This is a genomic window from Pseudomonas sp. GYB4201 (genome assembly GCF_056312595.1).
This window is the reverse complement of the sequence record NZ_JBWGIG010000028.1, coordinates 60,048-78,742: the sequence shown is the minus strand read 5'-3', so window position 1 is coordinate 78,742 and position 18,695 is coordinate 60,048. Positions and strand designations below refer to the sequence as shown.

Genomic DNA, 18,695 nt, shown 5'->3' with positions numbered 1-18,695 from the left:
GCTCCGGAAAATTCAGGCCTGGGGATCCACGAACAGCTCGTCCATGGCCATGCGCCGCGGCGTCAGGCCCTGCTTGAACGCTGTCGATTCCAGTGCCTCGATGGTCTTGCGGTTGGCTTCGATGCCGTAGGGCAGGGGGTCGTGGCCGACGACGTCGCGCAGTTCGAGGTATTTTCTATCGGTCTCGCTGGTGGCATCGCCGCTATCAAGCCGGGCCAGGTAGTCCTGCTTGGCCTGCTCGAAGGCGTCGTAGATGGCCTTGGCCACCCATGGGTGCTCGGCCAGGATCGAGTCCTTGACGACGATGGTGCCGTGCATGGGGTAGACGCCGGTGCGTGCGTAGTACTCGGCTTCGACTTGCGCTGCGTTCGGGAACAGGTCGGGGTAGTCGGCCGCCACTTCTTTCCAGCCGTCGACAGGGTTGCCGGTGCGGCCGATGCCGGCGGCGCCGCCAAAGCCTGCGGCCAGTTCGCCGTCAGCCATCATCTCGGCCAGTGGGCGGGTGGCGTGGATCACGTTGGCGGGCAGCTTGAGCTGCGTCACGTGTTCTTCGTCGTCGACCACCCAGGTGACCTTGCTCGAATCGAGGCCGAACTCGTCCATCAGCACCTGGCGGGTCCACACGCCCGTGGTCACCGAGTAGGCGCGCACGCCGACCTTCTTGCCTTCAAGGTCTTTCGGGGTCTTGATGCCGGCATCCGGGCGCACCAGCAGGCCTGAATGGTGGAAGCGCCGCACGACGAAAATCGGCAGGGCCACGAAGGGGGCGCCATAGGCACGGGCGATGATGTAGGTGGTGGGGGCAATTTCGCAGACATCGAATTCGACATCGCGGACCATGCGGCGGAACGCGGCGATCTGCGGCTTCACCGTGACGAATTCGGCTTCCACGCCTTCGATCTTGATGGCGCCGCTGCGGATCGCAGCAGTATGGGGATGATCGGCGATGGCAATCTTGAGATGAACTGACATTGATCTTTCCTGAGGGGTGATTTTTGTCAAACGGCTACGTGTGGACCTATGGTGCTCGCGAGTGGCGTGCCGGTCGATTGAGTAAAAATGGGTTAGGCTTAACGAAATGGTAAAGACGCTGAGGAGCACCGCATGGCAGAGTTCGACTGGTACCTGCAGGTCAACCTGAAGGCGCGCCACCTGCGCCTGCTGGTGGCCATCGACACGTACCGCAACCTGACCCAGGTGGCCGAGGTTACGCACGTGACCGTGCCGGCGGTGTCGAAGTCATTGAGCGAACTGGAGCGCGGCCTGGGGCTGGCGTTGTTCTCGCGCACTACCCAGGGCCTGATGCCCACACCCTATGGCGAGTGCCTGATTCGGCATGCGCGCTCCATGTTGACGGTGCTGCATGACGCCCGCGACCAGCTCAAGGCCTTGAGTTCGGGGGCGGAGGGCAAGATCCGCATCGGCATGCTGCCGGCCTCGGCCTCGGTGCTGCTGCCCCAGGCGCTTGGCCTGCTCAAGCAACGCTCGGCCAGCACCAATGTGACGATCATCGAGGGCACCATGGAGTCGCTGCTGCCCGAGCTCTGGCAGGGCCGCCTCGACCTGGTGGTCGGCCGCATGCCACCGCCGGGCACCCTCGGCAGCTTCGAAGAGAAGGAATTGCTGGAAGAACCGGTGGTACTGATGACCGGCCTGCATCACCCGCTGGCCCGCAGGAAGACCGTGGAGTGGTCGGACTTGAGCCCCTACGCCTGGATACTGCCGCCGCCCGGCTCGCTGCTGCGCGACCCGCTGGAGCGGGTGCTGGAAGCCAATGACGTACCGCTGAGCAGCGATTACATCGAGACGCTTTCGATTCACGTCGTCCGCGCGCACCTGCGCGTGTCCGATGCCATTGCGATCATGGCGGTGTCGATCGCCAGCGACCCCGTGCAGCCCCTGCATGTGCTGCCCTTGAGAATGCCCAGGCTGGTGCGGCCGGTGGGCGTGTTGTGGAACCGCGACCGTGGTCTGACACCCAGTGCCGAGCTGATGGTCGAGTGCCTGGAAGAGGCTGCCCGGCACCAGTCGGCGCGCCTGGGCAAGCTGTCACCCGCGTAGTCGCGCGCAGGCAATGGGGCCAGGGGTTAACCATACGCTTAAACCGTGGGTGGGTTTTCTCAATGGACCCTGAAGGGGGGCATCGACACTATCGCGGTGCCTGTCTGGGTGCGCCTGTCCGGCGCGCTCCAGTCCCCTACTGACCTACCTGAAGGATGCCCCATGAGCGTCGTGTCTACTTTCGTCCCCCACGGGCAACACTTTATCGCGGGGGTGCAGGTTGCAACGCCAGCCCGGTTCAGCTCTGCCCCGGTCCACGGGCCTGCGCACTCGTTCTCGGTGGGTACGCCCGCGCTGGTCGATGAGGCCTGCCGGGCTGCGGAAGCGGCGTTCTGCTCCTTTGGCTACAGCTCCCGGGAGGCGCGCGCGGTGTTCCTGGAGGCCATTGCCGATGAAATCGAGGCGCGCGCCGACCTGATTACCGAGATCGGCAGCCAGGAAACCGGCTTGCCCGTGGCCCGGCTGATCGGCGAGCGCGGGCGCACCGTGATGCAGCTGCGTCTGTTCGCCGCCCATATCCGCCAGGGTGACTACCTGGACCGCCGCACCGACACCGACCTGACCCACCCACAATCCGCGTCGAGCCCCAGGCTGCGCCTGATGCAACGGCCGATTGGCCGGTCGCGGTCTTCGGCGCCTCGAACTTCCCGCTGGCGTTTTCGGTGGCAGGCGGCGACACCGCGTCGGCGCTCGCGGCGGGCTGCCCGGTGGTGGTCAAGGGGCATTCCGCGCACCCGGGCACCAGCGAAATCGTTGCGCAGGCGGTGGTTGCCGCCGCCACGCGCTGTGGTATCCACCCCGGCGTGTTCTCGCTGATTCAAGGCGGCCGGCGCGACGTGGGCGAAGCGCTGGTGCAGCACCCGTTGATCCGCGCCGTAGGCTTCACCGGCTCGCTCGGCGGTGGCCGGGCGCTGTTCGACCTGTGCATGGCGCGGCCCGAGCCCATCCCGTTTTTCGGTGAGCTGGGGTCGGTCAACCCGATGTTCTTGCTGCCGGCCGCGCTGGCGGCGCGCAGTGCGGAAATCGGTGCCGGCTGGGCCGCGTCGCTGACCTTGGGCGCGGGGCAGTTCTGCACCAACCCGGGCATCGCCGTGGTGATGCAAGGCACCGACGGCGTCAATTTTGCCGAAGCCGCGCGTGCCGCCCTGGCCCAGACCCCGCCGCAGGCCATGCTCACCGCCGGCATCGCGGCGGCCTACCGCGGCGGGCGCGACCGCATTGCCGCGCACGCCAGCGTGCGCTCGCTGCTGGCTTCGTCCTGCGACGTGCGTGACGCCTCGCCTGATCTGTTCTGCGTGAGCGGCCGGGACTGGCTGGCCAATCACCTGCTCGGCGAAGAAGTCTTCGGCCCGCTGGGGATGATCGTCACCGTGGACAACCTGGCGCAAATGCGCGAAGTCGCCCAGTCCCTCGGCGGGCAATTGACCGCCACCCTGCACATGGATGAGGCGGATTGCGCCATCGCCAACGACCTGCTGCCGATCCTTGAACGCAAGGCCGGGCGCGTGCTGGTCAATGGCTTCCCCACTGGCGTGGAAGTCTGCGACGCAATGGTCCATGGCGGGCCTTACCCGGCGTCCACCAACTTTGGCGCCACCTCGGTGGGCACGCTGTCCATTCGCCGCTGGTTGCGTCCGGTCTGCTACCAGAACCTGCCGGACAGCGTCCTGCCGAACGATCTGCAGTAACCGGATCAGCGCGCATCCGTTGATGGGCGGGTGCGCCTGGCCTTGGCCGGGGAGGGAGTGGGGGTAAAGCCTGTGAGGAGTTGCTCGGCGGCCCCTTGCAGGCAGGCCACCATGAGCTCGGCACTGGGTGTGAGGCCGCGGTTGCGGTTCCACAGCACCCCGGTCGGGCGCAGCAGCCGGGGCAGGTTCAGTGGCAGCTTATGGAACGGTTGTACCGCGTCATTGGCCAGCGACTCGGCCATGACCGCAATGAAGTCCGAGACTTGCAGGTGGGCGCGGACAACGTGAATCGACAGGGTCTCGATGTAGTTGTTGCTCAGGGGCACGTCATTCGCTTCGAGCGCCCGCTCCAGCGGGTCGCGCAGGATCGAGCCCGGTGGCGGCAGGATCCAGGGGTAGGCGCACAGGTCCGACCATTCCAGGGTTTTCCTGCGGGCAAGCGGGTGGTGGCGGCCGGTCATCAGCACCACGGGTTCTTCGAGCAGTTCCTGTTCCTCGAAGCTGCCGAGGGTATCGGGGGGCGGCAGGCGGCCCACCACCAGGTCAAGGCGGCCCTGCCACAGCTCGGGCAGCAGCGATTCGGTGGTGCCTTCGATCACCGTCACGTTGGTACCCGGCGATTGCTCCTTGAGCAGGCTCAACGCCTGCGGCACCAGCACCGACGCCGAAGCCGGCAACATGCCGATGCGCACCTTGCCTTCGGCGCCCGAGCTCAGGGCTTTCAGTTCGTCGCGGGCCTGGTGCAGGATTCCCAGCATGGTGCGCGCGTGGCGAATGAGGCAGTCGCCGTACGGCGTGGGCATCAAGCCCCGTGCCGTGCGTGAAAACAACGCCAGGCCGAGCCCGCGCTCCAGTTCCGCCAGCGACTTCGACACGGCAGGCACGGTGACATGGGTGACCTCGGCCACTTGCGTGAGATTGCGGTAGGTGTCGATCGCCACGAGCAGGCGCAAGTGCCGCGCCTTCAGGTTGATCTGCAGATACCAGTCGAGATGCTTCACAGTGTGTACCTCGGCCATTTTAGCGTGACTCAAGGTGGGGGTAGGGGAGGGGCTGCGTCCATTGAGAAAAACATCATCGGGTTTGAGCGAATGGTTAAGGAGCGGCATCGCACGGCAATCTGTATTGGTGCTGTTTTGGAATTTTAAAAATTGTACTGGTCCAATTTTGCCTAGCTGTATCTGCTGCCCTGCAGGGTGATGCCGTAGTGTTCCCAGCCTGCCCCCCGGAGTTCTTCCCATGCTGTCCTCCCTCGACCTGCTGTACGCCTTCGCCCTGTTCGCCCTGGTGTCGTCCATCACCCCGGGCCCCAACAACACCATGCTGCTGGCCTCGGGGGTGAACTTCGGTTTCCGCCGCTCCATGCCCCACGCGCTGGGGGTGAGCCTGGGCTTCATGGTGATGGTGATTGCCGTGGGGCTGGGCCTGGGCGAGGTGTTCAAGGTGCTGCCCTGGGCCTACACGGTGCTGCGCTGGGCCGGTGCCAGTTACTTGCTGTACCTGGCGTGGAAAATTGCTCGCTCCGGGCCGCCGTCCGCCGCCGTGGAAGATACCCGCAAGCCCATGAGCTTCCTGGGCGCGGCGGCGTTCCAATGGGTTAACCCCAAGGCCTGGATCATGGCCATTGGCGCCATCACCACCTACGCGCCGGCCCAGGGCTACCTGGTGAACGTGTTCGTGATTGCCTCGCTGTTCGCGCTCATCAACCTGCCCAGCGTGGCGCTGTGGGTCAGCTGTGGCAGCGCGCTGCGCACGGTGCTGAGCCAGCCGCGCTGGTTGCGCCTGTTCAACTGGGGCATGGCGCTGATGCTGGTGCTGTCGTTGTACCCGCTGCTCAAGGGCTGAGATTTGCCGTGGCCGGGCGGATCGCGCTAGGGTGGGGCCTGGATAATAAAAGACGCTGTTCATGACTGTTGATTCCCAACCTGCCAAACCCGCGCCGCGCCAGCGCCGTGCGCCCAAGGGCGAGAAACGCCGCGAAGAGCTGCTGGACGCGGCCTTGCAGATGTTTTCCCTGGAAGGCTACGGCGGCGCCTCCATTGCGCGCATCGCCGAAATCGTCGGCATTTCCGTGGCCGGGGTGCTGCACCATTTCCCCAACAAGACTGCGCTGCTGATGGGCGTGCTGGACCGCCGCGACGCGGTCAGCCAGAAAATCGCCGACGAGGTGCGCGGCGAACCTACCCTCAGCGGGCTGCTGGGCAGCCTCAGCGCCATCAACCGTTCCAATGCCACGGCGCCGGGGGTGATCCGCGCCTTCAGCATGCTCAACGCCGAAAGCCTGGTGGAAGGCCACCCGGCCTGGGCCTGGTTCCAGGGGCGCTACAGCACCATCCATGCGCGCATGGTGGGGCAGTTGCAGGAGCTGGTGGCGCTGGGCGAGGTGCGCGCCGACGTCGACCTGGGCGGGGTGGTGCAGGAGTGCCTGGCGATGATGGACGGGTTGCAGCTGCAATGGCTGCGGTTCCCGGAGCAGTTGGACCTGGTGGCGCGGTTCGATGGCTACCTGGCGCACCTGGAAGCCTCCATCCGCGCGTAACTGCAACCCCGTAGCAGCGGCCGCAGGCCGCGTCCAAGGCGCTGCGGTTTTCCCGGAATACCGCGGCGAGACCGGACGCCGCCTGCGGCAGCTGCTACGGGGGCGTGCGACCCGCTGATCGCGTCGTTTGCCTCGCGGCCAAGGCCGGCTCCTACCACGCTCGGCGTAACGCGGATGCCGTAGCAGCGGCCACAGGCCGCGTCCAGGGCGCTGCGGTTTTTCCGGGATACCGCGGTGGGACCGGACGCCGCCTGCTGCGGCTGCTACGGGGGCGTGGGCGCTTCGTCAACATTTTGTAAATAAATGGCAAAGCCCGTTCGTCAGGGTTGGCATGGGGGGCGGGGCAGGGTCAAATGCCCCAATGAACTTACCGGCCCCTCACTGCTCTTACCCTGCGGCTCGCCTCGCAGGCGATGTCTGCACATTCCCTGCACATTTACTGGCTATGCTGCCAAGTGATTTGCCCAAAGCAGACCTGACGCCCGTTACCTCCCTTGTCCATTGCCCACGCAGAAGCTTTCAATGACCCAGATCCCGGCAGCCCGCTCTCGCAAGCGCCTCGTGCTTGTGCTCCTGATAGCCGCAGCCATTGGTGCGGCCTTTATCTACGTTCGGCACACCCCGTCGTCCAGCGAAACCCCTGAAGCCGGTGCCGCGCGTGCCGCAGGCCCGGGTGGCCGGCACGGTGGGCCGGGCATGGACGCCAACGCCACGGTCAGCGTTGCGGTCGGCACTGCCGGCACCGCCGACGTGCCGGTGATCCAGCAGGCGCTGGGCACGGTGATTCCCAATTATTCGGTGACAGTCACTAGCCGCGTCGACGGCGAGCTGATGGCGGTGTACTTCACCGAAGGCCAGTTCGTGAAGAAGGGCCAGCTGCTGGCGCAGATCGACCCGCGGGCCTACCAGGCCACCCTGGACCAGTACCAGGGCGACCTGGCGCAGAACCAGGCGTTGCTGAAAAGCGCCCAGCTAACCGCCGCGCGCTACCAGCGCCTGTTCGCCAAGGACTCCATCGCCAAGCAGGACCTGGACACGCAAATGGCCACCGTCGGCCAGTACCAGGGCGCGGTGAAGGCCGACCTGGCGCAGATCGACGCCGCCAAGCTGAACCTGATCTACGCCAAGATCGTCTCGCCCATCGATGGCTTCGTCGGCCTGCGCCTGGTGGACCCGGGCAACATCGTCGCGTCCAGCAGCACCACCGGCATCGTCACCGTGACCCAGACCAACCCCATCGCCGTGACCTTCAGCATTCCCCAGGCGCAGCTGGCAACCCTGCTGCCCAAGGTGCGCAAGGGTGAAGTGCTGGGCGTGCAGGCGCTGGACCAGCTGGGCACCACGCCACTGGCCAACGGCACGCTGAAGTTCATCAGCAACGAGATCGACACCAGCACCGGCAGCATCAAGCTCAAGGCGCTGTTCGACAACCCGGACGAAAAGCTCTACCCCAACCAGTTCGTCAACGTGAAGCTGACCACCGACACCCTGCACAACGCCGTGGTGGTGCCTTCGGCGGCCGTGCAGTTGAGCAGCGACGGCGAGTTTCTCTACGCGGTGAAGGACGGCAAGGTGCAGCGCCGCACCATCAAGGTCGGCCCGGTGTTCGGCGAACAGACCGTGATCACCCAGGGCGTGGCCGCCGGCGAGCAGGTGGTGACCCGCGGCATCGACCACCTGCGCGATGGCAGCAAGGTCGAGGTGGAGAAACCCGACACCGGCGCCAGCGCCAAGCCGGCTAAAACCGCCAAGCCCGCAGCTGGCGCGCAAACCGAATGAACCCGTCCAGACTCTTTATCCAGCGCCCGGTCGCCACCGTGCTGCTGATGCTGGCGGTGATGCTGGCGGGCATCTTCGCCTACCGGCTGCTGTCCACCTCGGCCCTGCCCGAAGTGGATTACCCCACCATCCAGGTCAGCACCCTGTACCCCGGCGCCAGCTCCAACGTGCTGGCCTCGGCGGTTACCGCGCCGCTGGAGCGCCAGCTGGGGCAGATGTCGGGCCTGTCGCAGATGTACTCGACCAGTTCGGCCGGTGCCTCGGTGATTACCCTGAAGTTCTCCCTGGACCTGTCCCTGGACGTGGCCGAGCAGGAAGTGCAGGCGGCCATCAACGCCGCCGACAGCCTGCTGCCCAGCGACCTACCGAACCCGCCCACCTACAAGAAGGTGAACCCGGCCGACACGGCGGTGCTGACCCTGTCCGCCACCTCGGACAGCCTGCCGCTGACCCGCGTGCAGGACCTGATCAACACCCGCGTGGCGCTCAAGCTCTCGCAGATTTCCGGCGTGGGTATGGTCAGCCTGGCGGGCGGCCAGCAGCCGGCGGTGAAGATCGAGGTCAACCCCACCAGCCTGGCAGCCCACGGCCTGACGCTTGAAGACGTCTACGACAAGGTCAACGCCGCCAACGTCAACGGCTCCAAGGGCGGCTTCGACGGCCCCTCGCACTCCATCACCATCGACGCCAACGACCAGCTGCGCGACGCCGTGGAATACGGCGAGCTGGTGCTGGCCTATGAAAACGGCGCGGCCCTGCGCTTGAAAGACGTCGCCACCACCGCCGAGGCGCCCCAGGACCAGTACCTGTCGGCCAGCGCCAACGGCAAGCCGGCCATCGTCATCAACGTGCAGCGCCAGCCCGGCGCCAACGTCATCGAGGTGGTGGACAGCATCAAGCAGAAGCTGCCCACCCTGCAGTCGGCGTTGCCCGACTCGGTCAAGCTCACCGTCATCAGTGACCGCACCCAGACCATCCGCGCCTCCATCAAGGACGTGCAGATCGAGCTGCTGCTGTCCATCGGCCTGGTGGTGCTGGTGACCTTCGCCTTCCTCGGCAACTTCACTGCCACCCTGATCCCCAGCCTGGCGGTGCCGCTGTCGCTGATCGGCACCTTTGGCGTGATGTACCTGGCCGGCTTCAGCGTGAACAACCTGACGCTGATGGCCCTGACCATCGCCACCGGCTTCGTCATCGACGACGCCATCGTGGTGGTGGAGAACATCTCCCGGCACCTGGAGGAGGGCGAGGAGCCCATGGCCGCGGCGTTGAAAGGCTCGCAGGAAATCGGCTTCACGATTATCTCGCTGACCTTCTCGCTGATCGCCGTGCTGATTCCGCTGCTGTTCATGGGCGACGTGGTCGGCCGCCTGTTCCGCGAGTTCGCCATCACCTTGGCGGTGGCGATCCTGGTGTCGATGGTCATTTCCCTGACCCTGACGCCCATGCTCTGCGCGCACCTGCTGCGCCACGTGCCCGAAGGCGGCCAGAGCCGCTTCGCGCAATGGGGCGACCGCCAGTACCACAAAGTGCTGAACGCCTACGACCGCGGCCTGGTGTGGGTGCTGGACCACCAGCGCCTGACCCTGCTGGTGGCGGTGGGCACCGTGGCGCTTACCGGCTTCCTCTACCTGGTGGTGCCCAAGGGCTTCTTCCCCACCCAGGACACCGGCCTGATCCAGGGCTTCACCCGCGCCTCGCAGGACGTCTCCTTCGGTGAAATGGAGCGGCGCCAGCAGGCCATGGTCGAGGTGGTGCGCCAGGACCCGGCAGTGGAATCGGTGTCGTCCACCATTGGCGTGGACGGCAATAACGGCTCGCTGAACAACGGCCGCCTGCAGATCGAACTCAAGCCGTTCGAGGACCGCGACGACACCGCCACCCAGGTCATCACCCGCCTGGAAAAGGCCGCCAAGGACGTGCCCGGCCTGCAGTTGAACCTGGTCAGCTCCCAGGACCTCACCGTCGACGACCAGCTGACGCCCAGCCAGTACCAGTTCACCCTGGACGACTCGGAAAGCGCCAACCTGTCGGCGCTGATCCCCAAACTGATGGAGAAGCTGCAGCACCGCAAGGAAATGCGCGACGTCATCGACAACCTGCAGGACCAGGGCCTGGTGGCCTACGTGGAACTGGACCGCGCCGCGGCCATGCGCTACGGCATCACCGCCTCCGACGTCGACACCGCGCTGTACAACGCCTTCGGCCAGCGCCTGATTTCGACCATCTTCACCCAGTCCAACCAGTACCGCGTGGTGCTGCAGGTGCCGGGCAAGTTCCAGCAGAACCTGGCGGCGTTCGATAACATCTACCTGGCGGCGGCCACCACCAGCACCACCGGCAGCAACAGCAGCACGGTGACCACCACCACGGGTACGACCACCGGCAGCAGTGCCTCGACCACCAGCTCGTCGACCACCACCACCGCCGCGCAGATGGTGCGCCTGACCGACATCGCCAAGGTCGGCCAGCGCACCGGTTCGCTGTCGCTGAGCCGCCTGGACCAGTTCCCGGCCGTGACCCTGTCGTTCAACCTGGCCGATGGTTATTCCCTGGAGCAGGCGCAGCAGGCCATCAGCGAAGTGATGACCGAATTGCAGGCGCCCAGCAGCATCACCCTGCGCTACCAGGGCGCCGCCGACGCGTTCCAGACCGCCACCGGCAACACCCTGTGGCTGATCCTGGCGGCGTTGATCACCATGTACATCGTGCTGGGCATGCTCTATGAGAGCTTCATCCACCCGGTGACCATCCTCTCGACGCTGCCCTCGGCAGCCATCGGCGCCTTGCTGGCGCTGCTGCTGACCGGCACCGAGTTCAGCCTGATCGCCCTGATCGGGGTGATTCTGCTGATCGGTATCGTCAAGAAGAACGCCATCATGATGATCGACTTCGCCCTGGAGGGCCGCCAGCACCAGCGCCTGAACGCGCGCGACGCCATCCACCGGGCGGCGCTGCTGCGCTTGCGGCCGATCCTGATGACTACCCTGGCGGCGCTGTTCGGCGCCTTGCCGCTGATGCTCGCCACCGGTGCCGGCGCCGAGCTGCGCCGGCCGCTGGGCCTGGTGATCGTCGGCGGCCTGCTGCTGAGCCAGGTGCTGACGCTGTTCACCACGCCGGTGATCTACCTGATGTTTGACCGCATCAGCGAGCGCGCCAAGGCCCGCTTCAACCGTGGCAGGGCGCAGGCATGAACCTGTCGCGGCTGTTCATCCGCAAGCCGGTAGCCACGCTGCTGCTGAGCCTGAGCATCACCCTGGCCGGCATCCTGGGCTACAAGCTGCTGCCGGTGGCGCCGCTGCCCCAGGTGGATTTCCCCACCATCATGGTCAGCGCCTCGCTGGCCGGCGCCAGCCCCGAGACCATGGCCGCCACGGTGGCCACGCCGCTGGAGCGCAGCCTGGGGCAGATCGCCGGCATCACCGAGATGACGTCCACCAGCAGCCAGGGCTCGACCACGCTGATTCTGCAGTTCGAACTGGACCGCGACATCAACGGCGCCGCCCGCGACGTGCAGGCGGCCATCAACGCCTCGCGCAGCCTGCTGCCCAGCTCCATGCCGTCGCTGCCCACCTACCGCAAGGCCAACCCCTCGGAGGCGCCGGTGCTGATGCTGGCGCTGACCTCGTCCACGCGCAGCCCGGGCGAACTCTACGACCTGGCCTACAGCAAGCTGCAGCAGAAGATCTCCCAGGTCAACGGCGTGGGCGAGGTGTCGGTGCGCGGCGGCGCATTGCCGGCGGTGCGCATCGATATCCAGCCCAACCTGCTGGCCAACGCCGGCATTTCGCTTGAGACCGTGCGCGAAGCCATCGACAACGCCACCAAGGCCAAGCCCAAGGGCATCCTCCAGGGCGACGGGCAGAGCTGGGTGATCGACGGCAACGACCAGATCGACAAGGCGGTGGATTACCAGCAGTTGGTGATCACCTACCAGAACGGCACCGCCGTGCGCCTGAGTGACGTGGCCAACGTCTACGACTCGGTGGAAGACGCCTTCGTCGGCGGCTACTACAACGGCCAGCCGTCGGTAACCCTGGGCGTCACCCGCCAGGCCGGCGCCAACATGCTGCAGACCATCGACAGCATCAAGGCGCTGATCCCCGAGCTGCAACGCGAGATTCCCGGCGACGTGCAGCTGATCCCGGTGATCGACCGTGGCCCCACGGTCAGTGCCTCGCTGCACGACACCGAGGAAACCCTGCTGATCGCCACCCTGCTGGTGATCGCCGTGGTCTTCGTGTTCCTGCGCAACCTGCGCGCCACGCTGATTCCGGCGGTGGTGCTGCCGGTTTCGCTGATCGGCACCTGCTCGATCATGTACCTGCTGGGCTACAGCCTCGACAACCTGTCGCTGATGGCGCTGATCATCTGCACCGGCTTCGTGGTGGATGACGCCATCGTGGTGCTGGAGAACATCGCCCGCTACCAGGAGATGGGCATGCGCCCGCTGCGGGCGGCGCTGATGGGCACCCGCGAGGTGGGCTTCACGGTGCTGTCCATGACTCTGTCGCTGATCGCCGTGTTCATCCCCATCCTGCTGATGGGCAGCATCGTTGGCCGGCTGTTCCGCGAGTTCGCCGTGACCCTGAGCATCGCCCTGGCGCTGTCCATGGTGGTGTCCCTGAGCCTGACCCCGGTGCTGTGCGTGATGCTGCTGCGCCAGCCGGCGCATGACGCCCAGGAACCGCGCATCTACCAGTGGATCGAGGCCGCGCTGGCACGCCTGCAGGGTGCCTACATCGCCGCGCTGGGCTGGGTGATGCGCCACCGGCTGCTGACCATGTTCAGCCTGCTGCTGACCGTGGGCCTCAACGTCTACCTGTACGCCACGGTGCAGAAGGGCTTCTTCCCGGCTCAGGACACCGGGGTGCTGATGGGCGCCGTGCGCGCCGACCAGAACATCTCGTTCCAGGCGCTCAAGCCGCACCTGATGCAGATCGCCCACGACCTGGCCGCCGACCCCGACGTGGAGGCAGTGATGTCGTCCACCGGCAGCGGCCGCGCCGGCTCGCGCAACACCGGCGACTTCTTCATCCGCCTCAAGGACTACAAGCAGCGCACCAGCAGCGCCGCGGCCATCGCCAACCGGTTGACCAAGGCCAACAACAAGGTCGCCGGCATCCAGCTGTTCCTGATGCCCGCCGAGGACATCCGCGTGGGCGGCCGCAGCGCCAACGCCACCTACCAGTTCAGCCTGCAGGCCGACGATCTCGACCTGCTGCGGGTGTGGGAGCCCAAGGTGGAGGCGGCGTTGCGCGCCTTGCCCGAGCTGACCGGCATCGACTCCGACAGCCAGACCGGCGGCCAGGAGCTCAAGCTGCACATCGACCGCGCGGCGGCCAGCCGCCTGGGCGTCAGCGTCAGTGACATCGACAACCTGCTGAACAACTCGTACAGCCAGCGCCAGGTGGCCACCCTGTACAAGACCCTCAACCAGTACCACGTGGTGATGGGCCTGGACCCGGTGTACACCAGCGACTCGACCATGCTCCAACGCATGTACGTGATCAACAGTGACAACCAGCAGGTGCCGCTGACCGCGTTCGCCACCTTCAGCCCCGACAACGCGCCGCTGGCGGTGGCGCACCAGGGCCAGTCGGCCACCAGCACCATCGCCTTCAACCTGCAGGACGGCGTGTCGCTGGAACAGGCCACCGCAGCCATCAACGCCGCCGTCGATAAGGTCGGCCTGCCACGGGACATCCAGGCCGGCTTTGCCGGCACCGCCCAGGCCTACGCGGCGCTGGCGGCGAGCATGCCGTGGCTGATCGCCGCGGCCTTGCTGGCGGTGTACATCGTGCTGGGCGTGCTGTACGAAAGCTACATCCACCCGCTGACCATCCTGTCGACGCTGCCGTCGGCGGGGGTAGGGGCGTTGTTGCTGCTCAAGGCGGTGAACATGCAGCTGACGGTGATCGCGTTGATCGGCATCCTGCTGCTGATCGGCATCGTCAAGAAGAACGCCATCATGATGATCGACTTCGCCCTGGTGGCCGAGCGCGAGCGTAAGTTGCCGCCCGAACAGGCGATCATCGAAGCCTGTCGCATGCGTTTCCGGCCGATCATGATGACCACCCTGGCGGCATTCTTCGGCGCCTTGCCGCTGGCCCTGGGCAGCGGCGGCGACGCCGACCTGCGCAAGCCGCTGGGCGTGGCCATCGCTGGCGGCCTGGCGTTGAGCCAATTGTTGACGCTGTTCACCACCCCGGTGGTGTACCTCTATCTCGACCGTGCCAGCCGCGCCACCCGGCACTTCTGGCACACGCGTATCCGCCGCACCCACGTGCCCGGCTGACTGACAAGGGTTAATGAATGAACGCTCCACTGCCTTCCCGTCTCTGCGTTGCCGTGCTGCTGGCCAGCACCCTGCTGGGCGGCTGCATGGTCGGCCCGGACTACAAGAAGCCCACCGCGCCCATCTCCACCACCTTCAAGGAGGCCGAGGGCTGGAAAGCGGCGAGCCCCCAGGACGAGCTGCCCAAGGGGCCCTGGTGGGAGCTGTACCAGGACCCGCAGCTGAACGCGCTGGTGGCCCAGGTGCAGGTTAATAACCAGAACGTGGCGCTGTACGCCGCCCAGTACCGCCAGGCCCTGGCACTGGTGCGCGAGTCGCGCGCCGACCTGTTCCCCACCCTGACCGGCACGGCGTCCAGCACCCGCAGCGAAACCGGCACCGGCTCGTCGAGCAGCAGCACCAGCACCTCCAGCGCCGCCTCGCCGAAGAACGAACACTCGGCCAGCCTCAGCCTGAGCTGGGAAGCCGACATCTGGGGCAAGCTGCGCCGCACCGTCGAGGAAGACCGCGCCAGCGCCCAGGCCAGCGCCGCGGACCTGGCCAACGCCACCCTCAGCGCCCAGTCGACCCTGGCCCAGGACTACTTCCAGCTGCGCATCCTCGACCAGCGCATTGCCCTGTACGGCGAGACCATCAAGGGCTACGAGCGCTACCTGCAGGTGATCCAGAACAAGTACGACGAGCAGATCTCCTCGCGCGCCGACCTGGCCACCGGCAAGACCCAGCTGCAAAGCGCCCAGGCGTCGATGCTCGACCTGCAATGGCAGCGCGCCCAGTACGAGCACGCCATTGCGCTGCTGATTGGCAAGGCGCCGGCCGACTTCGCCCTGGCGGTGGACGCGGGCTGGCAGTACCACGTGCCCACCGTGCCCCTGGGCGTGCCGAGCCGCCTGCTGGAACGCCGCCCGGACATCGCCGCCGCCGAACGCCAGATGGCTGCCGCCAATGCCGCCGTGGGCGTGGCAACCGCCGCGTATTACCCCGACCTGACCCTGAGCGCCAGCGGCGGCTACCAGGGCTCGACCATCAGCAACCTGTTCTCGGTGCCCAACCGCTTCTGGTCCATCGGCCCGAGCCTGACCGGCACCATCCTCGACTTTGGCGCGACCAAGGCCGCGGTGGAGCAGGCGAAGTTTGCCTACGACGCCAAGGTGGCGACTTACCGGCAGACGGTGCTGACCGGTCTGGGCGAGGTCGAGGACTACTTGGTGGAACTGCGTACCCTGGAGCCGGAGCTGGTGGCGCGCCGCGCCTCGGCGCAGTCGGCGGAAGAGTCGGCCTCGGTGAGCCGCGATCAGTATGAGGCGGGGGTGATCGACTACCTGGACGTGGCGACCACCCAGGCAACGAGTCTTAGCGAGCGGCAGACGCTGCTGAGCCTGGTGGCGACGCAGTTGGTCACCAGCGTGCAGCTGCAGGCGGCGTTGGGTGGGTCGTGGACCGGGGAATAAGCGGCCGGCCCCCCTACCTGTAGCCGCTGCCGCCCGGCTGCGCTGGCCCTGGCGTCCGCTGGAGATGTTCAGCGAGGCATAGGGCCAGCGCAGCCTGCGGCAGCGGCTACGGGCGGTGTGGCTACAATCGCGCTTCCAGCTGCGCCCGCACCTGCGGCCATTCCTCATCAATCACACTGAACCGCACCGAATTGCGCTTGCGCCCATCGGGCATGATCCGTTCGTTGCGCACAATCCCTTCCTGTTTTGCCCCCAGGCGCAGGATCGCCGCCCGTGACCTGGCGTTGATCTCGTCGGTGGTGAACTGCACCCGCACGCAATTCAGCGTCTCGAAGGCATAGCGCAGCATCAGGTACTTGGCCTCGGTGTTGACGAAGCTGCGCTGCCAGCGCGCGGCGATCCAGGTGCTGCCGATTTCCAGCTTGCGGTTCACCCGGTCGACTTTCCAGAAACGCGTGCTGCCAATGACCTCGCCGGTGTCCTTGAGCACCGTCACGTAGGGCAGCACCGTGCCGGCGTCGCGGCCCTTGAGCGCCGCCTCGATATAGCCCTGCACCGTGGCGGCCGAGGGCACCACGGTGAAGGGCAGGTTCCACAGTTCGCCATCGCTGGCGGCGGCCACCAGGGCGGTGGCGTCGTCGGGTTGCAGCGGCCGCAACAGAATGCGCGGGCCTTCGAGTGCTTGCATGCAGGTCCTGCCAATACGCGAGTGAATGACCTGCGAAGTCTACGGCTTTTTATCCTGCAAAATCGCGAAGCCCTGCTTGTTTTCGCTGACGATGCGCACGTTTTCCGCCTGCCCGGCGCTGGCCTGCACGAGGATCTCGCGGTTCAGGCTGCCCTTGCCGCACAGGGTGTCGTCGGCGGTGTCGGTGGCGATGCCGACGATGCGGTCGCCGGCGGGCACGTTGAAGGTGGCGATCTCGCCGATGCCGATGCGTGCCACCACGGTGCGGTCGACCTTCACCGCCACGTAGCAGCCGCCACCGAGCATGCCGATGTCACGGCGCACCACCAGGGTGCTGGCGTTGTCCAGCGGCGCCTGCAGGCCCAGCAGGCGTTCCTTGGGCACGGGGTCGGGGTGGTCGCTGCGGTAGGACGAACAACCACTGACCAGCAGTACACACATTGCCGTACAGATCAGGCGCATGGCGTTCCCTCACTTGTCCCAGGGCATGGGCAGGCCGGCGCGCACCTTGGCGCTCAGCGCCTTCAGGTACTCCAGCGGTTCCCCTTCGGAATGGGCGTGGCTCTGCTCGTCCACCCAAGTCATCACCTTCTGCCGGTCGAGGCTGGGGCGGGCATGCAACATCTCCTTGATCACCCGTTCGCAGTGCTGCGAGTAGGCAATGACACTGGAAAACATCTGATGGGCCATGATCGCTCCTTGAGGCGGTTTTGCGAGGATCACATCAAGGTAGCACTCAATGGTGACAGGGGCGGGACAATCGTTGGGCGAGGTGATGGGGTGGATGTGACGACCGGCGGCAGCCTTGGCTTCTCATTCCGCCCACTGTAATGCTGTATGCTTTAAAGCATGCACAAAAGTATGTGTAATTATCTGTTAAGGAGGGCGTCATGGCTTCATTGCTTGACCGTGCTGAACAGGCTGTTTCGGTCACGGCCCTGGTGCGGGGCTTCAGTGCCAAGCTCAAGGAAGTGACCAGCCGGGCAACCGATCGGCTGGTGGTGTTCAAGGATAACGAGCCTGCGGCGGTCATTTTGAACGTCCAGGCTTACCAGGATATGCAGGATGAGCTGGAGAACCTGCGCATCGAAGCGGCTGCGCGCGACCGGCTGGCGACGTTCGACGCCGCCAAGGTCATCTCTCATTCGGACATGCGTGCGCGCTACGCCAACAACGATCAATGACAAGGAGGCCCAATGACTTGGGCGGTTATTTACCATCCGGAAGTCACGGACGACTTCGATCAGCTTGGCGCCTACGCGGCCAACCGCATACTCGACGTGATTGAGGAGCGCATCGTCAATGGCGAGCCCGACAAGGTCGGGAAGCCGCTGAGGGGCAGCCTTGCTGGCTGCCGACGAATCAGGACGGGGGACACGCGGATTGTCTACCGGGTGGACGGCCAGTCGATCATCGTGCTGATCATTGCCGTGGGAGCCCGGCGCGACAGCGAAGTCTATGACGCAGCCGCCGAGCGCGTGTAGCAGCTGCCGCAGGCTGCGTCCGGGGTTCGCGGTGGCTGGGGACGCCGCCTGCGGCAGCTGCTACGGGGGCTGGGGTTACTTTTTGTAGGTCTTGGACAGGCGCTGGGCCATCTTGCCGTGGCGTTGCACGTCTTTGAGCTGCGCCAGGGCGAAGGCCTTGAGCTCGGGGGCGTCGTTGCTGTTGACCTCGGCTTCATAGAGGCTGGCCAGGTCCTGGGTGACCTTGACCTGGTACAGGGCGAAGCTGGCTTCGGCGGTCTTGCCGGCCACGCCAGGGGCGGGGGCGGCCTTGGTCGGGGCTGGCGGCAGGTCGATGTCGAGCTTCTTCGCCACGTCGGTCAGCTGCTCGCTGATGATGGTGTTGTCCTTCACCATCACGCCGGTGTAGGTCTGCATGTCGGGCTGCTGGAACTTGCCGGCGCCTTGCCGGGCCAGCAGCACCTGGGTGGCGGCGCCGGTCATGGCCTTGGTGACGAAGGCGTTGGGCGCGGCGAAGGCGGTGCCGGTGGTGGCGATCAGCAGGGCCAGGCCCAGTTGCAGGGTTGTGCGGTGGTTCATGGGTAAGGTCTCGGGCGGAGCAAATGGGCTATGAGAATCGCTTTGCCGGCTTTGGACAAATGAAGCTTTGCTCAGTTGCACTGTAGCAGCTGCCGCCAGGCGGCGTCCCGGGCGCCAGGGTGGACAAAGTGTCGCCCACGGGGCAGGCT

At 66.1% G+C, this 18,695-nt stretch carries 15 protein-coding genes and 1 pseudogene; 10 read left to right on the top strand and 6 right to left on the bottom strand.

Features of this window, described 5'->3' with window-relative positions:
• Positions 1-12: 12 nt before the first annotated feature.
• On the bottom strand, positions 13-972 hold the full coding sequence (locus tag AC0Z2B_RS23310; protein WP_476299726.1) for an ABC transporter substrate-binding protein: 960 nt from the start codon (positions 970-972) through the stop codon (positions 13-15).
• A gap of 132 nt (positions 973-1,104) precedes the next feature.
• Here AC0Z2B_RS23310 and AC0Z2B_RS23305 point away from each other — a divergent pair, with 132 nt between their 5' ends.
• Both AC0Z2B_RS23305 and AC0Z2B_RS23300 read left to right on the top strand, forming a co-directional pair.
• Entirely contained in the window at positions 1,105-2,061 is a 957-nt protein-coding gene (locus tag AC0Z2B_RS23305) for a LysR substrate-binding domain-containing protein (RefSeq protein WP_476299724.1), read from the top strand.
• A 162-nt stretch (positions 2,062-2,223) separates the two neighbouring features.
• Positions 2,224-3,749: pseudogene (locus tag AC0Z2B_RS23300) on the top strand (aldehyde dehydrogenase (NADP(+))).
• Positions 3,750-3,754: 5 nt separating this feature from the next.
• On the opposite strand, the gene AC0Z2B_RS23295 reads toward AC0Z2B_RS23300, so the two are convergent.
• Positions 3,755-4,750: a LysR substrate-binding domain-containing protein gene (locus AC0Z2B_RS23295; RefSeq protein WP_476299722.1), complete on the bottom strand. Its 996-nt coding sequence runs from the start codon at positions 4,748-4,750 to the stop codon at positions 3,755-3,757.
• Between the two features lie 238 nt (positions 4,751-4,988).
• Here AC0Z2B_RS23295 and AC0Z2B_RS23290 point away from each other — a divergent pair, with 238 nt between their 5' ends.
• The 6 genes from AC0Z2B_RS23290 (at position 4,989) to AC0Z2B_RS23265 (ending at position 15,816) form a co-directional block, all read left to right on the top strand.
• Positions 4,989-5,594, top strand: a complete 606-nt coding sequence (locus AC0Z2B_RS23290; protein ID WP_476299720.1) for a LysE family translocator — start codon at positions 4,989-4,991, stop codon at positions 5,592-5,594.
• 61 nt (positions 5,595-5,655) lie between these two features.
• The gene (locus tag AC0Z2B_RS23285) at positions 5,656-6,288 is read left to right on the top strand and encodes a TetR/AcrR family transcriptional regulator (RefSeq protein WP_476299719.1); all 633 of its coding nucleotides are present in this window, start codon (positions 5,656-5,658) and stop codon (positions 6,286-6,288) included.
• A 696-nt stretch (positions 6,289-6,984) separates the two neighbouring features.
• Complete coding sequence (locus tag AC0Z2B_RS23280; RefSeq protein ID WP_416423516.1) at positions 6,985-8,067, top strand: efflux RND transporter periplasmic adaptor subunit; 1,083 nt, start codon at positions 6,985-6,987, stop codon at positions 8,065-8,067.
• Entirely contained in the window at positions 8,064-11,261 is a 3,198-nt protein-coding gene (locus tag AC0Z2B_RS23275; protein WP_476299717.1) for an efflux RND transporter permease subunit, read from the top strand. Before AC0Z2B_RS23280 ends, AC0Z2B_RS23275 begins: the two co-directional genes overlap by 4 nt.
• Positions 11,258-14,365, top strand: coding sequence for an efflux RND transporter permease subunit (locus AC0Z2B_RS23270; RefSeq protein WP_476299716.1), 3,108 nt, complete (start codon positions 11,258-11,260; stop codon positions 14,363-14,365). The genes AC0Z2B_RS23275 and AC0Z2B_RS23270 overlap by 4 nt, the downstream gene beginning before the upstream one ends.
• Before the next feature lie 17 nt (positions 14,366-14,382).
• Entirely contained in the window at positions 14,383-15,816 is a 1,434-nt protein-coding gene (locus AC0Z2B_RS23265) for an efflux transporter outer membrane subunit (RefSeq protein ID WP_476299714.1), read from the top strand.
• A gap of 121 nt (positions 15,817-15,937) precedes the next feature.
• Here AC0Z2B_RS23265 and AC0Z2B_RS23260 read toward each other — a convergent pair whose 3' ends face one another.
• The 3 genes from AC0Z2B_RS23260 to AC0Z2B_RS23250 are packed head-to-tail and all read right to left on the bottom strand — an operon-like array spanning position 15,938 to position 17,194.
• A complete protein-coding gene (locus tag AC0Z2B_RS23260; RefSeq protein ID WP_476299712.1) occupies positions 15,938-16,504 on the bottom strand; it encodes a GNAT family N-acetyltransferase in 567 nt (188 codons plus the stop codon).
• Positions 16,505-16,543: 39 nt separating this feature from the next.
• Positions 16,544-16,966 (bottom strand): 3-isopropylmalate dehydratase, encoded by a 423-nt coding sequence (locus AC0Z2B_RS23255; protein WP_476299710.1) that lies wholly within the window; start codon positions 16,964-16,966, stop codon positions 16,544-16,546.
• 9 nt (positions 16,967-16,975) lie between these two features.
• Positions 16,976-17,194, bottom strand: a complete 219-nt coding sequence (locus AC0Z2B_RS23250) for a hypothetical protein (protein WP_008368335.1) — start codon at positions 17,192-17,194, stop codon at positions 16,976-16,978.
• Between the two features lie 200 nt (positions 17,195-17,394).
• Between AC0Z2B_RS23250 and AC0Z2B_RS23245 the strand changes: the two genes are divergently transcribed.
• Complete coding sequence (locus AC0Z2B_RS23245; RefSeq protein ID WP_416423522.1) at positions 17,395-17,688, top strand: type II toxin-antitoxin system Phd/YefM family antitoxin; 294 nt, start codon at positions 17,395-17,397, stop codon at positions 17,686-17,688.
• A 12-nt stretch (positions 17,689-17,700) separates the two neighbouring features.
• Positions 17,701-17,988 carry a type II toxin-antitoxin system RelE family toxin gene (locus AC0Z2B_RS23240; protein ID WP_416423523.1) on the top strand — a complete coding sequence of 96 codons (288 nt, stop codon included), beginning with the start codon at positions 17,701-17,703 and terminating at the stop codon, positions 17,986-17,988.
• A 75-nt stretch (positions 17,989-18,063) separates the two neighbouring features.
• Here AC0Z2B_RS23240 and AC0Z2B_RS23235 read toward each other — a convergent pair whose 3' ends face one another.
• Entirely contained in the window at positions 18,064-18,546 is a 483-nt protein-coding gene (locus AC0Z2B_RS23235) for a DUF4142 domain-containing protein (protein WP_476299709.1), read from the bottom strand.
• Positions 18,547-18,695 lie beyond the last annotated feature (149 nt).

Coding starts and splice junctions, on each gene's coding strand:
- AC0Z2B_RS23310 (WP_476299726.1), bottom strand. CDS start 972: ATGTCAGTTCATCTCAAGATTGCCATCGCCGATCATCCCCATACTGCT.
- AC0Z2B_RS23305 (WP_476299724.1), top strand. CDS start 1,105: ATGGCAGAGTTCGACTGGTACCTGCAGGTCAACCTGAAGGCGCGCCAC.
- AC0Z2B_RS23290 (WP_476299720.1), top strand. CDS start 4,989: ATGCTGTCCTCCCTCGACCTGCTGTACGCCTTCGCCCTGTTCGCCCTG.
- AC0Z2B_RS23285 (WP_476299719.1), top strand. CDS start 5,656: ATGACTGTTGATTCCCAACCTGCCAAACCCGCGCCGCGCCAGCGCCGT.
- AC0Z2B_RS23280 (WP_416423516.1), top strand. CDS start 6,985: ATGGACGCCAACGCCACGGTCAGCGTTGCGGTCGGCACTGCCGGCACC.
- AC0Z2B_RS23275 (WP_476299717.1), top strand. CDS start 8,064: ATGAACCCGTCCAGACTCTTTATCCAGCGCCCGGTCGCCACCGTGCTG.
- AC0Z2B_RS23270 (WP_476299716.1), top strand. CDS start 11,258: ATGAACCTGTCGCGGCTGTTCATCCGCAAGCCGGTAGCCACGCTGCTG.
- AC0Z2B_RS23265 (WP_476299714.1), top strand. CDS start 14,383: ATGAACGCTCCACTGCCTTCCCGTCTCTGCGTTGCCGTGCTGCTGGCC.
- AC0Z2B_RS23260 (WP_476299712.1), bottom strand. CDS start 16,504: ATGCAAGCACTCGAAGGCCCGCGCATTCTGTTGCGGCCGCTGCAACCC.
- AC0Z2B_RS23255 (WP_476299710.1), bottom strand. CDS start 16,966: ATGCGCCTGATCTGTACGGCAATGTGTGTACTGCTGGTCAGTGGTTGT.
- AC0Z2B_RS23250 (WP_008368335.1), bottom strand. CDS start 17,194: ATGGCCCATCAGATGTTTTCCAGTGTCATTGCCTACTCGCAGCACTGC.
- AC0Z2B_RS23245 (WP_416423522.1), top strand. CDS start 17,395: ATGGCTTCATTGCTTGACCGTGCTGAACAGGCTGTTTCGGTCACGGCC.
- AC0Z2B_RS23240 (WP_416423523.1), top strand. CDS start 17,701: ATGACTTGGGCGGTTATTTACCATCCGGAAGTCACGGACGACTTCGAT.
- AC0Z2B_RS23235 (WP_476299709.1), bottom strand. CDS start 18,546: ATGAACCACCGCACAACCCTGCAACTGGGCCTGGCCCTGCTGATCGCC.